We start from the raw sequence: 15686 nt of genomic DNA on the forward strand, positions 1-15686 counted from the left end.
GGATTCTACCCACGCTCCACGGTTGCCTAATTTTGAAGTTCAACCGTTTCTGGGGGACGCATGCTGCAGAATATCAGGGACAATTCACAAGGCTGGATTGCCAAGACCATTATCGGAGTCATCGTTGCACTGATGGCTCTGACCGGTTTCGACGCCATTTTCCAGGCCACGACTCACAAGAATGAGGCGGCCAAGGTCAACGGTGAAGAAATCAGCCAGAACGAGCTGAGCCAGGCGGTGGATATGCAACGCCGTCAGCTGATGCAACAACTGGGCAAGGACTTCGACGCTTCCTTGCTGGACGAAAAAATGCTGCGCGAATCGGCCCTCAAGGGTCTGATCGATCGCAAGCTGCTGCTGCAAGGCGCAGAACAATCGAAATTCGCTTTCTCCGAAGCGGCCCTGGATCAAGTGATCCTGCAGACGCCTGAATTTCAGGTCGACGGCAAGTTCAGCTCCGACCGTTTCGATCAGGTGATCCGTCAACTGGGCTACAGCCGCATGCAGTTCCGCCAGATGCTGGCTCAGGAAATGCTGATCGGCCAACTGCGCGCCGGTGTGGCAGGCAGCGGTTTCGTGACCGATGCTCAGGTGCTGGCCTTCGCCCGTCTGGAAAAACAGACCCGCGATTTCGCCACGCTGAACATCAAGGCTGACCCTTCGGCCGTGAAGCTGACCGATGACGAGGTCAAGGCTTACTACGACGAGCACGCCAAGGAATTCATGACCCCGGATCAAGTGGTCATCGATTACCTGGAGCTGAAGAAGGCTTCGTTCTTCGATCAGGTCGCCGTCAAGGACGAAGACCTGCAGGCGGCGTATCAGAAAGAGATCGCCAACCTGTCGGAACAGCGTCGTGCTGCGCACATTCTGATCGAAGTCAACGACAAGACCACCGAAGCTCAGGCCAAGGCGAAGATCGAAGAAGTCCAGGCGCGTCTGGCCAAGGGCGAGAAATTCGAAGCGCTGGCCAAGGAGTTCTCGCAGGATCCGGGTTCGGCCAACAACGGCGGTGACCTGGGTTATGCCGGTCCTGGCGTTTACGATCCGGCCTTCGAGAAAGCCCTGTACTCGCTGAACAAGGATCAGGTGTCCGAGCCGGTTCGCACCGACTTCGGTTTCCACCTGATCAAGCTGCTGGGTGTCGAGGCGCCTGAAGTGCCGACGCTGGCCAGCCTGAAAGACAAGCTGACCCGCGAGCTGAAAACCCAGCAAGTCGAGCAGCGTTTCGTCGAGGCGACCAAGCAACTGGAAGACTCTTCGTTCGAAGCATCCGACCTGGCCCAGCCAGCGCAGGACCTGAAACTGACCGTGCACACCTCCAAGCCGTTTGGCCGTGAAGGTGGCGAAGGCGTTGCAGCCAACCGTGCCGTTGTGACTGCTGCGTTCAGCACCGAAGTGCTGGAAGAGGGTGCCAACAGCACCGCCATCGAGCTGGATCCGGAAACCGTGATCGTGCTGCGCGCCAAGGAGCACCTGAAGCCTGCTCAATTGCCGCTGGAAAGCGTGGCCACCGCCATTCGCGCCCAGTTGACCAAAGAGCACGCCAGCGCGGCTGCCAAGACCAAGGCGGAGCAACTGATCGCCAGTCTGCGTGATGGCAAGAACCCGCTGGACAAGGCGGTGGACGGTCAGAGCTGGAAAGTTACCGAAGCAGCAAACCGCGCTCAGGAAGGCGTTGATCCGGCGGTGCTGCAAGCGTTGTTCCGCATGCCGAAACCGGCCGCGAAGGACAAGCCGACCTTCACCAGCGTTACGCTGGCGGACGGCAGCCTGACCATCGTGCGCCTGAACGGTGTGAACGAAGCGGCGGCTCCGACCGATGAAGAGAAAGCGCAATACCGTCGCTTCCTCGCATCGCGCGTGGGCCAGCAAGACTTCGCGGCGTACCGCAAACAGCTGGAAGCCGAAGCCGACATCAAGCGTTTCTGATGCTTGGCTGAGCCGCAAGACCCGAGCCCCGGATGCAAATCCGGGGCTTTTTTATGCACGCTATCCGGCGTTCGGGAAACCATGGCTCCGGGCATTGGTGGTCGCATACAGAGTCAGCAGCAACAGACCCGCGACAATCCACGGGTAACTCCCGACGCCCAGGTTGTTCAGCAGCAGACCGCCCGCAAGCCCGCCGCCGGCAATGCCGACATTCCATAGAGTCACCAGCATCGATTGCGCGGTATCGGCAGCCTCCTTGGCAGTTTTCGCCAGGGCTGTCTGCAACAGCGAGGGCATCGCGCCGAACGCCAGACCCCAGACGGCGGTGGCGGTGTAGACCACGCCCGGCGATTCGCGCCACAGGCCCAGTGCGATCGCTGACAGCAGGAACAGCATTGCACTGACCAGCGCCAACTGACGCAGCCAGCGATCAATCAGACTGCCGACGATCCACAGGCTCAGTACTGACGCCAGGCCGAATACCAGCAACACTCGGTCGATTTCTCCGCCAAGTCCCGATGGCTCCAGAAATGGCGCGATGTAGGTGTACAGCAGGTTGTGCGCGACGACGTAGGACAAGGTTACAAACAACACGGATCGCACGCCCGGCAGGGTAAACACCTGGCGCAGTGGCAGGCGTTTGCCGGCGCGTTCACCGGCGAAGTCCGGTACTTGCCAACGCACCCAGATCACCAGCAGCACGGTCAGCCCGGTCATGATCGCGAAGCTCAGGCGCCAGCCGACCGCCGTGCCCAGCAGCGTCCCGGCCGGAATGCCCAGCGACAGCGCAAGGGGTGCCCCGAGCATGGCCACCGTAATGGCCCGGCCTTGCAAGTGGGGTGCGACCATCCGGCTTGCGTAGCCGGCCAGCAACGCCCACAGCAGCCCCGCGAATACGCCCGCGATCAAGCGTGCAATCAGGGTCAGCCAGTACAGCTCCGACAGCGCAGTGATGCTGTTGGCAATGGCGAACCCACCAATGGCCGACAGCAGCAGCGGGCGTCGACGCCAACCCCGGGTGGCAATGGTGAGTGGAATGGCCGCCAGCATCGAACCAATGGCGTACAGCGTGACCAGTTGCCCGATCAGGGCCTGAGAGACATCAAGCCCCGCGCTCATCTGTGGCAACAGGCCGGCGGGCATCGCCTCGGTCAGCACGGTGATAAATCCGGCGGTGGCCAGTGCGAGCAATGCACCCAGCGGTAATCGTTCTGCGGGCTCGACGGTGCCGGCGAGCGTGGGGGAAGTGAGTGGCGCATCGTTCATGGGCGGGTTTCCATTTTGCCAAAGGAGACGAAGGCCATAGGGTAGGGCGCTGCACATTCGGGAAAAACAGGTTAGGGTTCCGAACATCTCGGACAAGAATGTCGTGAATCAGGGAGGGATAAATGGACAGCCTGGGCCGTATTTCGGTGTTCGTGCAGGTGGCGGAAACCCGCAGTTTTACCGAGGCCGGTCGCTTGCAGGGCGTGTCTTCGTCGGCGGTCGGCAAAAGCATCGCCCGCCTGGAGGCACGGCTCAATGTGCGGTTGTTTCACCGCACCACTCGCAGCATCACGCTGACCAGCGAAGGCGCGCTGTTTCTTGAACGTTGCCGCAAGATCCTCGCGGAGGTCGAAGCGGCTGAATTTGAAATGTGCGATGCCGCAGCGGCGCCTCACGGCAAGTTGCGGGTCAGCCTGCCGCAGGTGCATGACCTGGTGATGCCGGTCATGAACGAGTTCATGGCGCTGTATCCGCAGATCGAGCTGGATCTGGACCTGACCGATCGCATGGTGGATGTGGTGGACGAAGGTTTCGATGCGGTGATCCGAACGGGTAAACCGCGAGACTCGCGACTGATGGCACGACCGTTGGGCGAGTTTCATATGGTGTTGGTGGCCAGTCCCGCGTATCTGCGCGAGTGCGGCGAACCTCAGACCCCGGCCGAACTGACGCAGCACGCCTGCCTGCGCCATACGTTTCACGCCACGGGCAAACTGGAGTCCTGGCCGCTCAAACGCGAGGAGGGCGCGCCCGAGCCGACCCTGCCGACACGTCTGGTCAGTACCTCGATCGAAGCCGTGCGGCATGCGGCGCTGGCGGGCATGGGCATCGCCTGTCTGCCGGACTTCATGATCCATGAATCTCAGCAACAGGGTCGCCTGCAGCGCGTACTGGAGGAGCATCTGCAGCACGTCGGGCAGTTCTGGGTTTTGTGGCCGTCGAGCCGGCACGCAACTGCCAAATTGCGGGTGTTCATCGATCATTTATCGGCGCGACTTTTTCCTGTCGCTCATGACCGGTAGAGTTGTAACTGTTTTAAGACACTAATCCATACGCCGCGGGGCAGCGATCTGTTGCACAATACGCCCCGGACCGTTTTCCCTCAGGATGTTTAATGTTGAATTCTATTCCCGTGCGTTTCATCGGGTTGGCGTTGTTGCTGACCGCCGCTGCCGGCTGCTCCAAGGACAAGCCCATCTACGAGCATGAGAATTTCGACGACTCCGGCACCTTTTCGCGCAATTACCCGGTGACCGACACCGCCAGTTGCGAAGCGGCCCGCCGAGCGTTGCTCAGCCAGGGCTACATCATTACCAGCAATGACCCGAAACTGGTCAGCGGGCACAAGAGCTTCCAGCAGACCGGCGAAACCCACCTGGAGATCAGCTTCAACGTGGTGTGCGCCGATGATGGCAGCGCCGGCCATCACGCCACCGTGTTCGCCAACGCCCTGCAGGACCGCTACGCACTGAAGAAGACCAACAACTCGGCCAGCCTCGGTGTCGGAGTGTTGGGTTCGGTGTCGATGCCGATCGGCTCGTCTGACGATTCGATGGTCAAGGTCGCCAGCGAAACCGTGTCGTCGCAGAAGTTCTACGAGCGTTTCTTCACGCTGGTCGAGCTGTTCCTGCCGGCCGATGCGAAGAAAGCCGCGCACATCACCGAGAAACCGAAGACCGACCTGGGTGTGCCGGAAGCCAAGGCGACGCCGGCTCCGCTGGCTCCAGCCCCTGCGGCTGAACCGACCCCGGCCCCAGCGCCGGCCGCTGAGCCCGCTGCGGCACCAGCGCCTGCAGAAGCGGCCCCTGCCAGCTCCGAACCTGTAGCACCGCCGGCCGAAGCTGCACCGATCACCCCGGCGCCAGTTGCCGAGCCTGCGCCTGCGACGGAAACCATCACGCCGCCGGCCAACCCGACGGACATGCCGCCGCCCTCCGAGCCGATTCCGGCCATGCCTGCCTCCGGTCAGTAAGCTTTACGCCACGCCTCCGACCTCTGTCGGACGCGTGGCGTTTTGTTATCTCCCTTGAGCTTCTTCCTGCCAGCCCTGTCGAAAAATTTCCCGCGATAAATTCCTGACCGCCTGCTACGTTTATTTGATGAAGGACGCGTTTCATTTTTCCTTCACACGGGCACTTTATGCTCGAGGCACTGGTCATTTGTTCCAGGCCATTTCAAGCAAGCAGTAGGGGGATTACGCAATGGATGACTATCAAGAAGAACTGCTCGAATTCCAGGCCTTTGAGCTGGATTCACCAGAGCCTGCGGAAGACGCCACCGAGCTGTGAGGCGTCAGCCTGTCTTGCGGTGACTGCGGCGAAATTCGCCCGGTGTCTGGCCGTTCCAGCGCTTGAAGGCGCGCTGGAAAGCTTCGGCCGAGGCAAAGCCCAGCAGGTAGGCAATTTCACCGAATGCCAGTTCGGTGTCGCGGATGTAGGTCATCGCCAGATCACGGCGGGTGTCATTGAGGATCGCGCGAAACTGCGTGCCTTCCTCGGCCAGCTTTCGCCGTAACGTCCAGGTCGGCAGCTTCAGGCGTGCCGCCACTTCTTCCAGGTCCGGTTCCCGGCCGCCATTGAGCAATGGCCCGAGCAATTGCGTGATGCGTTCACGCAGGCTGCGGGTGCGGGTCAATTGCTCCAGTTCCCGTTCGCACAGACCGAGCAAATGTTTCCAGGTGCTGGGGCAATGCTCCGGGTTGCGTTGGGCCAGGCTGGTGAGGCTCAGACGCAATTGATTGTGTTCGGCGCCGAACTGTATCGGGCAATCGCCCAGCACCGCATAAGCGTCGCGATAATCCGGGCTATCGAATTCGATCTCGATCCGCTCGGTGCGCAAGGGCTCGGGGCTGACGCTGGACAACTGCTGCAGCCAGCCGGCGATGATCGAATCCACCACAAAGCGGTTGTAGGCGTTGTACGGGCTGATCGAGTAGAAGCGCAGCCACGCACCGCTGGCGTCTTCGTGGAAACTCGACTGGCCGCGATAGTTGGAGCCGTACAAGGGTTCGAAGCGAGTCAGGCAGCGAGCGGCTTCGCGCACGGTTGGCGCCTGCGCGGCGGTCACACCGGCCAGCCCGGCCTGACTCAGGCGACTGAGCCGGCCCATGCGCAAACCCAGTGCCGGATCGCCGGTAAGCTGAATCGCGCCATGCCCCAGGCGCATGTAGCGCGGGATCGACAGGCGCGCCCCGGCTTCGGCCAGTCGTGCGGCATCCAGGCCGTACTGCTCGAGCAATGGCAGCGGATCGACGTCATGGCTGCGCACGGCATCGGCCAGGCTGTGGACGAAGCCCACCGACAGATCCCCGAGACGCATGGGCTGCGGTTTCATGGGTTACAACCAGAGGTTCAGCAGGCGCGCGCCACGGGCTTCGCTGTCAGCGAATTGCTGGCCGTTGCTGCTGAGGAAACTTTGCCCGGAACTCGGTTTGTCCCAGAACTGCCCGCGCAGAAACACACTCATGCCGGCCAGCGCCTTGCTGGCCGACGGTTGCGCGGTCAGGGTCAATTGGTGCCAGGCCTGGCCCTCGCTGACGGCTCCCGGTTTCAGGCTGACCGAGTCCGGCACGCTCAAGCCTTTGTAACCCTTCCACGGTTGATCCCACACGCCATGACCTGTGATCAGCGCCGGGACCGCAATCAGTTGCGCGCCTTGCTCATCCAGTTTGCGGTAGTTGTCCGGATACCAGCTGTCTCTGCCGATGAGCACGCCGAGGCGCCCGGCCGGGGTATCGACCACATTGATCCGGGAAGCCTCGCCGGAGCTGTCGTCCTGATCGAAGATCGGGCGCATCTGCCGTTGTGGCTGGCCGAGCGGGGCACCGTCGCGGCCAAACACTACGGTGCTGTTGTACAGCTCACCACTGCCGGTCTTGAGCCGGCCATCGATGATGTTCGGTTCAGGCAATACGATCGAGCCGGCCACCAGGGTGATGTGGAATTCCTTGGCCAGGCCACCGAACAGCGCCTGATAGTTCTTGGCCATGTCCCGGGATTTCATCCGCAGGTGCGCGTCATCCAGACGGCTGCTGCCCTTGGCGGCGAGCCAGGCGCGAGCAAATTGCACCGGATTGCTCGCGGCCAGCCAGTTCATCGCTTCGGCGAGGGTGGCGGCCTGGTACAGCTCGTCTTTCTCGCCGCTGATCATCAGCCAGGTGCCGACATGCTCGGGCAGGATGACCACGGTTTTATCATTCAACAGCCCCTGATCCTGCGCCTGCTGCAAATAGGCGGCGAGCTTGCGGTGCAGGCGTTCGGGGCTTTGGTAGTCGGTGGGGAACAGCTCGGGCTGGATGCCCAGCAGGTTGCCGCGATCGGCGGGCGTGCCCTGATCGACCGCCAGTTTGATCCGCAGGTCCGACAGGTAATGACCGGCCGGGCGGTCAGCCGCCCACATGGCGTAGAAGGTGAGCGCGGCGATGAGCGCCATGGAAAAAGTCAGGTACAGAAGTTTGCGCATGAAATCCAACAACAACCGGGTACAGGGTGTGCGGACAGGGTAGGGCGCCAGCCCCGGCTTGCCAAGGGGCGCTGCGCATTTGGATCAATAACTTGTCAGTTTCGGTCATTGAGTGACAGCGATGCGACTCCTAATCTGTCGAGCATGACTGACGGGGGACGCAGAGCTCCCGCATTTTCCGTGATCGCTGCTGTGGAGTTAACGATGACCGCCACTCAATACCCGCACCTGTTGGCCCCGCTGGACCTGGGATTCACCACGCTGCGCAACCGCACCCTGATGGGCTCGATGCACACCGGCCTTGAAGAGAAGCCGGGTGGTTTCGAACGCATGGCGGCGTATTTTGCCGAGCGTGCCCGTGGCGGTGTCGGCCTGATGGTCACCGGCGGTATCGGCCCGAACGACGAGGGCGGTGTGTACTCCGGCGCAGCCAAGCTGACCACCGAGGAAGAAGCGCTCAAGCACCGCATAGTCACTCGCGCTGTGCATGATGCGGGCGGCAAGATCTGCATGCAGATCCTCCACGCCGGCCGTTATGCCTACAGCCCGAAACAGGTCGCGCCGAGCGCCATCCAGGCGCCGATCAACCCGTTCAAGCCCAAAGAGCTGGACGAGGAAGGCATCGAGAAGCAGATCAGCGATTTCGTCACCTGCTCGGTACTGGCCCAGACCGCCGAGTACGACGGCGTGGAAATCATGGGCTCGGAAGGTTATTTCATTAACCAGTTCCTCGCCGCCCACACCAACCACCGCACCGACCGTTGGGGCGGCAGCTACGAAAACCGCATGCGCCTGCCGGTGGAAATCGTACGCCGCGTACGTGAAGCGGTCGGCCCGAACTTCATCATCATCTTCCGTCTGTCGATGCTCGATCTGGTGGAAGGCGGCAGCACCTGGGAAGAAATCGTCACCCTGGCCAAAGCCATCGAGCAGGCCGGCGCGACCCTCATCAACACCGGTATCGGCTGGCACGAAGCGCGGATCCCGACCATCGCCACCAAAGTGCCGCGTGCGGCGTTCAGCAAGGTCACCGCCAAGCTGCGTGGCTCGGTGAGTATTCCGCTGATCACCACCAACCGTATCAACACCCCGGAAGTCGCCGAGCAGATCCTCGCCGAAGGCGATGCCGACATGGTCTCGATGGCGCGGCCGTTCCTCGCCGATCCGGACTTCGTCAACAAGGCAGCTGAAGGCCGCGCCGACGAAATTAACACCTGCATTGGTTGCAACCAGGCCTGCCTCGATCACACCTTCGGCGGCAAGCTCACCAGTTGCCTGGTCAACCCGCGTGCCTGCCACGAGACCGAACTCAACTACCTGCCGGTCAAGCAGATCAAGAAGATCGCCGTGGTCGGTGCCGGTCCTGCCGGTCTGTCCGCTGCCACCGTGGCCGCCGAGCGCGGGCATCAGGTGACCTTGTTTGATTCGGCCAGCGAAATCGGTGGCCAGTTCAACGTCGCGAAACGTGTGCCGGGCAAGGAAGAGTTCTACGAAACCCTGCGCTACTTCAAACGCAAACTGCAGACCACCAACGTCGAGGTGTGCCTGAACACCCGCGTCGACGTGGCGAAACTGGTCGAGGGCGGTTACGACGAAGTCATCCTGGCGACCGGCATTGCGCCGCGTCTGCCGGCGATTCCGGGTGTCGAGAACGCCAAGGTGCTGAGCTACCTGGATGTGTTGCTTGAGCGCAAACCGGTCGGCAAGCGTGTGGCGGTGATCGGTGCCGGCGGTATCGGTTTTGACGTCTCGGAATTCCTCGTCCATGAAGGCGTGGCCACCAGTCAGGATCGCGCCGCGTTCTGGAAAGAGTGGGGCATCGACACGAATCTGGAAGCCCGTGGTGGCGTGGCCGGGATCAAGGCTGCACCGCACGCACCGGCGCGCGACGTGTTCCTGCTGCAACGCAAGAAATCCAAGGTCGGCGACGGTCTGGGCAAGACCACCGGCTGGATTCACCGCACCGGTCTCAAGAACAAGCAGGTGCAGATGCTCAACAGCGTCGAATACCTGAAGATCGACGACGAAGGCCTGCACATCCGCATCGGCGAAACCGGCGAGCCGCAAGTGCTGCCGGTGGACAACATCGTCATCTGCGCCGGCCAGGATCCGCTGCGCGAGCTGCACGACGGTCTGGTCGAAGCCGGGCAGAACGTGCACCTGATCGGCGGCGCCGATGTGGCGGCCGAACTGGATGCCAAACGTGCGATCAATCAGGGTTCGCGTCTGGCCGCCGAGCTCTGATCCACCCTAGAATGCCGGCTCTTTGCACAGAGCCGGCCTTTATGTTTCTGCCTCCCACCGACTGGCTACCTCAAGCCCCCCTCGAAGCGCTTCATCTGGACTGGCTCACCGCCGCCGGCGTTGAAGTCGCGATCCTGCGTCTCGACCGGATCGATCCGCTGATCAGCGGCAACAAATGGTTCAAACTCGTCGAACATCTCAAAGCTGCCGACCGTGCGGGCGCCGAAGGCATCATCAGCCTGGGCGGTGCGCACTCCAATCATCTGCATGCGCTGGCGGCTGCGGGCAAACGCCTGGGATTCGCAACGGTCGGGCTGTTGCGCGGGCATCAGCAGGACACGCCGACGGTGAGGGATCTGCGGGATTTCGGCATGCAGCTGCACTGGCTCGGTTACGGCGGCTATAGGGCGCGGCACGAGCCGGGGTTCTGGCAGCCGTGGCTGGCGCAGTATCCGACGCTGCATCCGGTGCCTGAAGGGGGCGGCGGGTTGCCGGGCGCGCAGGGCTGCGCGGCACTGAAGGATCAGGTCAGTCAACAACTCGGTAAGCTCGGCTGGGACGACTACCACGGTTGGTGGCTGGCCTGCGGCACGGGCACCACGCTCGCGGGATTGGTGTTGGCCGAGTCCGGACAACATGCGGTGTACGGCGCAATGGCCGTGCCCGACGATCACGGCGTCGCGGCCAATCTCGAGGCAATTGTGGGCAAGGCTGGAGGCTACGAACTGATCGACGCCAGTCGTGGCGGTTTCGCCAAGGTCGATCCGGCGTTGCTTGAATTCATCGCGCAAACCGAACAGGCCAGCGGCATTCCCCTCGAACCGCTGTACACCGGCAAAGCCTTGCTGGCGCTCAAACAACAGATCGAGGCGGGTCGCTTTGCCCGCGGTTCACGCTTGATCTTCGTCCACACCGGCGGCTTGCAGGGTCGGCGTGGATTCGACGGTTAACCCTGGCTGCGCTTGGGCATCATCCGCAGCAGCGTGTTATCGCGCACCACGTAATGGTGATAGATCCCCGCCAGCGCATGCAGGCCGATCAGCCAGTAGCCGATGGTGCTGATCAGCACATGCCAGTGCTCGACGTCTTTGGCGAACACCTTGTCTTCATTCACCAGCAACGGCAGGTCGAAACCGTAGAACATCACCTGATGACCTTCGGCGCTGGTGATCAGCCAGCCGAGAATCGGCATGCTGATCATGAACAGGTACAAGGCCCAATGCATCAAGCGTGCGAGGGTGGTTTGCCACTGTGGCGAGGCCGGGAAGATTTTCGGCGCCGGGCCCAGGCTGCGGGCGAACAGGCGAAACCAGACCAGCACGAACACGGTCAGCCCGAGCATATAATGCACTTCGCGGATCAGCGTGCGACCGCCGCTGCCCTTGGGAAACAGCCCGCGCAATTCCATGCTGGCGTACACCAGCACCAACAGCACCAGCATCAGCCAGTGCAACAGGATCGACACGGTGCTGTAACGGGATTCGGAATTTGTCCACGGCATACGGCGTTCCTCACGGTTCAGGGCTCAAGCGTGCCGTTCTGCGACGGCATGCCTTAACTGTAATCCCCTTTGGCGCGTTTGCCCGAGGCTAAAAAAGCTTTCACTGAGCTGAGTCAGCGATTTGACTGAAAACGCCCATGAAAAAACGCCAGTGTCGGGCAGACACTGGCGTTTTTGTTTGCGGCAGACGGCGCTATCAGCTGCTTTGCGGCATCTCGCCGTTGGCCAGGCGCTTGTTGATGTCGGCAATCACTTCCGGCAGATCGGTGATGGTGTCGATCATGTAGTGCGGGCGCGAACCTTCGAACAGCGCGTGAATGCGCTTGCGCTCACTGGCCAAGGCGTCGCTGCCCAGTGCGCGATAGCCTTCGTAATCCAGGCCCAGCGCGTTGCCGGAGCAGATCAGCGCCACGGTCCACATGCCGGCGCGACGGCCTTCGAGAATCCCCGGCACGGTGTCGTCGATCTTCACGCAGGCGGCGACATCGTCGATGCCCAGCGCAATCACGTTGGCCAGCGCCTGGGCTGGCCATGGGCGGCCGTTCGGCACTTCGTCGGTGGCGACGACGTGGTCGGCGACGTAGCCGTTGGTGGCGGCGAGTGCCACAACCTTGTCCATCACCTGCTTCGGATAACCCGAGCAGGAACCGATCTTGATCCCTTGCTGACGCAGGTTGGCGATGGTCTCCAGCGCGCCGGGAATCAGCGCCGAATGCTCGGCGATTTTCTCGATCTGCAGCGGCATGAAGCGGTTGTAGATCGCGGTCACGTCATCGTCGGTCGGGGTGCGGCCGAACGCCTTGCGATAGCGCTCGGCAACCTGCGGCTGATCGCACAGGGTGCGGATGTGATCCCACTTGCCCATGCCCATCGGGCCACGGGCTTCTTCGATGGAAACCTGGACGTCGAACTCGGCGAAGGCTTCGACGAAGATCTGGGTCGGTGCGAAAGAACCGAAATCGACCACGGTGCCGGCCCAGTCGAGGATGGCGGCTTGCAGCTGGGTTGGGTTGTTGTAGTTCATGTTGGTCAGAATCCTGTGTGGGCAATGCAATTCAAATGAGGGAGCGGGCCGGGTGAATCAGATGTCGAGCACTTCCATCTCGCGCAGCACTTCACCCACCGCCGCGACGGCTTCGCGCATCTGCGCGGGGGTGACGTGGCCGATGCAGCCGACGCGGAAGGTTTCGACCTGGGTCAGCTTGCCGGGGTAGAGGATGTAACCCTTGGCCTTGACCCGTTCGTAGAAGTCCTTGAACTGGTAGCGCGGATCTTTCGGTGCGTGGAAGGTCGCGATGATCGGCGCCTGAATCGCAGCAGGCAGGAAGCTGCGCAAGCCGAGTTTGCCCATCTCTTCCATCAGTGCCTGGCAGTTGGCGGCGTAACGCGCATGCCGCGCCGGCAGGCCGCCTTCTTCGTTGTATTGCAGCAGGGCTTCATGCAACGCGGCGACCACGTGGGTCGGCGGGGTGAAGCGCCATTGGCCGGTCTTTTTCATGTAGCTGTGCTGGTCGAACAGATCCATCGCCAGCGAATGCGAATTGCCGGCGGCTGCGGCCAGAGATTCCTTGCGGGCAAACACGAAGCCCATGCCCGGTACGCCTTCCAGGCATTTACCCGATGCGGCGATCAGCGCATCGAACGGTACTTTTTGCGCATCCACCGGCAACGCGCCGAAGGAACTCATGGCATCGATGATCAGGCGTTTGCCGTGTTGCTCGACAACCTGGGCGATCTCCGGCAAAGGATTGAGAATGCCGGTGCTGGTTTCGCAATGGATCAGCGCGACGTGGGTAATGTCGCTGTCGGCATGCAGCAGGCGGTCGACGTCGGCAGCGGTGGTCGGTTCGTCTTCAGCGGTTTCGAAGGTGCTGAACGAGCGGCCGAGCACTTCGCAGATTTTCGCCAGACGCTTGCCATAGGCGCCGTTGATCAGCACCAGCACCTTGCCGTCGCGGGGGACGAGGGTGCCGATCGCGGCTTCGACAGCGAAGGTGCCGCTGCCCTGCAAAGGTACGCAGTGATGGCTGTCGGCGCCGTTGAGGATCGCCAGCAGTTGTTCGCACAGGCTGGCGGTCAGTTGGTTGAAGCGGTCATCCCATGAACCCCAGTCGACCATCATCGCCTGGCGGGTGCGGGCCGAGGTGGTCAACGGGCCGGGAGTGAGCAGGATGGGTGCGGCAGTACTCATTCGTGTGTCCTCGCGATAGCGCTGTGGGATGAAGCTACGGGGCCTACGTTGCAATTCGGCGGATCATCAATCAAATTGTTTGTTGTTATGCCAGCCATCAGTGAGGGTTATTCATGAACCTGTTCCAGCTCCGCGCCTTCGACGCCGTGGCCCGGGAAGGCAGCTTCACCCGTGCCGCCGCACGCTTGTTCATCAGCCAGCCGGCGGTCACCGGGCACATCAAGGCGCTGGAGGAGCATTACCAGATCACGCTGTTGCGACGGACGGCGCGCCGGGTCGAGCTGACAGAAGAGGGCATCAAACTGGCGGCGATCACCCGGGCGATGTTCGGTATGGCCGAAGAGGCGCAGGCGCTGCTTGAGGCTAATCGGCAATTGCTGACCGGACGCCTTGAGGTGGCGGCGGACGGTCCGCACATGGTCATGCCGATGCTTGCCAGCCTGCGGGCGTGTTATCCGGGGATTACGGTGAATCTGAGGTTGGGCAATGCTCAGGAAACGTTGGCGGCGTTGTTGTCCGAGCATGCCGATGTGGCGGTGCTGACCGAGGTCGAGCCACGCAAGGGCCTGCATCTGCAAGCGCTGAGTGAATCGCGGATTTGCGCGCTGGTGCCGGCCGCGCATCCGTGGGCGACGCGTTCCGGCGAGGTCAGGCTCAAGGAGCTGGATCAGGTGATCATGGTGTTGCGCGAGCCGAGTTCGATTACCCGGCGCACGTTTGATCAGGCCTGTGCGCAGGCGTCGGTCAACCCACGGGTGTTGCTGGAACTGGACAGTCGCGAGGCGGTGACGGAAGCGGTGGCGGCTGAGTTGGGGGTTGGGGTGGTGTCATCGGTGGAGGTCAGTCATGACCCCCGTGTCGTCGCAATTCCCATCGCGGGAGAAGGGCTGGTGAACCGGCACATGATTGGCTGCGTGGAGCGGCGGCGAGAGTTGCGGTTGATTCAGGCGTTTTTCGGGTTGGCGCCGGTCTGAACAAGACTTTCGCGAACCATCTCGAGAAATGTCGCCACTACCCGCCGCGAACTCTGCTCGCGCAGGCACACCAGTGTCTCCGTCAATCGGCGGGTGCAATCGGTGATCGGCAGCGCGCAAACCCGTGAGTCCGCACCAAACTCCGCCGCCGACACCACACCCACGCCAATCCCCACCACCACTGCCTCCCGCGCCGCTTCCCGGCCTTCGACCTGAATCGCCGGGCGGATGCGGAAACCGGCGCGGGCCATTTCTTCTTCCAGGGTCTGGCGGGTGACCGAGCCGTGTTCGCGCAGCACCAGCGGCGTGTCGTCCAGATCCTCCAGGCAGATCGATTCACGCTCGGCCCATGGATGATGGCGCGAGACGAACGCCACCATCGGATCGTTGCGCAGCGGCACGCACAGCAGGCGTTCATCGCTGACATCGCGCCCGAGCAACGCCAGATCAGCCTGATAGTTGAACAGTCGAAACAGCGATTCATCGGTGTTACCGGTCTCGATCTTCACGCTGATCCCCGGATAGCGCTCACAAAACCGGGCAATCTGCGGCAGCACATGCACCGGTGCATCCACCGCCAGAATCAGGCTGCCGGTCTGCAAGGCCTGGGATTCCTGCAGCAACTCCTGGGCTTCGGCTTCGACCACGAACAAGCGCTGGGTGATCGCCAGCAAGCGTTCCCCCAGATCCGTCAGGCGCACCGAGCGCTTGTTGCGATGGAACAGCAACACACCGAAGCGTTCTTCCAGCTTGCGCACCTGGTCGGAAATCGCCGGTTGCGTCAGATAAAGCCGCTCGGCGGCCTTGGTGAAGCTTCCGTGCACGGCCACGGCGTGAAAGGCTTTGAGCTGGGCGTGGGAAACCGACATGGCTGATTCCTCGTTTACAGGCGAACTTCAGTAACAAGCTGAGCTTATGTGTGAAATACGATAAATCGATTTTATTTATTAAACAGTAATTGCTTTGATCGGCTCACGTCAACGCTGACTGCCCGGTCGGGCAGCGACGCTGGCCATGAGCCTGTGCGTGCAACACCAGGACTCATCTGACCGGTATCGCCGAAGGGACGGGGTGATATCGCAGTGCTCAACAATAAAAAACACAGGCGTTTACTCAT

General features: G+C 61.9%; 13 protein-coding genes. 6 read left to right on the forward strand and 7 right to left on the reverse strand.

Features of this window, described 5'->3' with window-relative positions; all coding sequences use genetic code 11:
* Positions 1 to 60: 60 nt before the first annotated feature.
* The gene (locus EIY71_RS16480; protein ID WP_129973751.1) at positions 61 to 1932 is read left to right on the forward strand and encodes a SurA N-terminal domain-containing protein; all 1872 of its coding nucleotides are present in this window, start codon (positions 61 to 63) and stop codon (positions 1930 to 1932) included.
* A gap of 60 nt (positions 1933 to 1992) precedes the next feature.
* On the opposite strand, the gene EIY71_RS16485 is transcribed toward EIY71_RS16480, so the two are convergent.
* Entirely contained in the window at positions 1993 to 3198 is a 1206-nt protein-coding gene (locus EIY71_RS16485; RefSeq protein ID WP_102687136.1) for an MFS transporter, read from the reverse strand.
* Between the two features lie 122 nt (positions 3199 to 3320).
* On the opposite strand from EIY71_RS16485, the gene EIY71_RS16490 reads away from it, so the two are divergent.
* Positions 3321 to 4220 (forward strand): LysR family transcriptional regulator, encoded by a 900-nt coding sequence (locus tag EIY71_RS16490; protein WP_134022323.1) that lies wholly within the window; start codon positions 3321 to 3323, stop codon positions 4218 to 4220.
* 92 nt (positions 4221 to 4312) lie between these two features.
* Positions 4313 to 5170, forward strand: coding sequence for a DUF2242 domain-containing protein (locus tag EIY71_RS16495; protein ID WP_134022324.1), 858 nt, complete (start codon positions 4313 to 4315; stop codon positions 5168 to 5170).
* Positions 5171 to 5490: 320 nt separating this feature from the next.
* Here the strand turns inward: EIY71_RS16495 and EIY71_RS16500 are convergent, their stop codons facing one another.
* Both EIY71_RS16500 and EIY71_RS16505 read right to left on the reverse strand, forming a co-directional pair.
* A complete protein-coding gene (locus EIY71_RS16500; RefSeq protein ID WP_102687139.1) occupies positions 5491 to 6531 on the reverse strand; it encodes an AraC family transcriptional regulator in 1041 nt (346 codons plus the stop codon).
* A 3-nt stretch (positions 6532 to 6534) separates the two neighbouring features.
* A complete protein-coding gene (locus EIY71_RS16505) occupies positions 6535 to 7659 on the reverse strand; it encodes a nitrilase-related carbon-nitrogen hydrolase (RefSeq protein ID WP_102687140.1) in 1125 nt (374 codons plus the stop codon).
* A gap of 204 nt (positions 7660 to 7863) precedes the next feature.
* Between EIY71_RS16505 and EIY71_RS16510 the strand changes: the two genes are divergently transcribed.
* Positions 7864 to 9903 carry an NADPH-dependent 2,4-dienoyl-CoA reductase gene (locus EIY71_RS16510; RefSeq protein WP_085745920.1) on the forward strand — a complete coding sequence of 680 codons (2040 nt, stop codon included), beginning with the start codon at positions 7864 to 7866 and terminating at the stop codon, positions 9901 to 9903.
* 41 nt (positions 9904 to 9944) lie between these two features.
* Positions 9945 to 10853, forward strand: a complete 909-nt coding sequence (locus EIY71_RS16515; protein WP_085745921.1) for a 1-aminocyclopropane-1-carboxylate deaminase/D-cysteine desulfhydrase — start codon at positions 9945 to 9947, stop codon at positions 10851 to 10853.
* Here the strand turns inward: EIY71_RS16515 and EIY71_RS16520 are convergent.
* The 3 genes from EIY71_RS16520 to EIY71_RS16530 form a co-directional block, all read right to left on the reverse strand.
* Positions 10850 to 11404, reverse strand: coding sequence for a cytochrome b (locus tag EIY71_RS16520; protein ID WP_102687142.1), 555 nt, complete (start codon positions 11402 to 11404; stop codon positions 10850 to 10852). The genes EIY71_RS16515 and EIY71_RS16520 overlap by 4 nt on opposite strands.
* A 196-nt stretch (positions 11405 to 11600) precedes the next feature.
* The gene (gene phnX, locus EIY71_RS16525; protein WP_085745923.1) at positions 11601 to 12428 is read right to left on the reverse strand and encodes a phosphonoacetaldehyde hydrolase; all 828 of its coding nucleotides are present in this window, start codon (positions 12426 to 12428) and stop codon (positions 11601 to 11603) included.
* Between the two features lie 57 nt (positions 12429 to 12485).
* Positions 12486 to 13595, reverse strand: coding sequence for a 2-aminoethylphosphonate--pyruvate transaminase (locus EIY71_RS16530; protein WP_134022326.1), 1110 nt, complete (start codon positions 13593 to 13595; stop codon positions 12486 to 12488).
* A 113-nt stretch (positions 13596 to 13708) separates the two neighbouring features.
* On the opposite strand from EIY71_RS16530, the gene EIY71_RS16535 reads away from it, so the two are divergent.
* Positions 13709 to 14569, forward strand: a complete 861-nt coding sequence (locus tag EIY71_RS16535) for a LysR substrate-binding domain-containing protein (RefSeq protein WP_102717039.1) — start codon at positions 13709 to 13711, stop codon at positions 14567 to 14569.
* Here EIY71_RS16535 and EIY71_RS16540 read toward each other — a convergent pair.
* Complete coding sequence (locus EIY71_RS16540) at positions 14539 to 15438, reverse strand: LysR family transcriptional regulator (RefSeq protein ID WP_007951543.1); 900 nt, start codon at positions 15436 to 15438, stop codon at positions 14539 to 14541. The genes EIY71_RS16535 and EIY71_RS16540 overlap by 31 nt on opposite strands.
* Between the last annotated feature and the right edge of the window lie 248 nt (positions 15439 to 15686).

Origin of the sequence: Pseudomonas sp. CH235 (assembly GCF_004368175.1) — a bacterium.
In the GTDB taxonomy this organism is placed as follows: Bacteria; Pseudomonadota; Gammaproteobacteria; order Pseudomonadales; family Pseudomonadaceae; genus Aquipseudomonas; species Aquipseudomonas paraglycinae.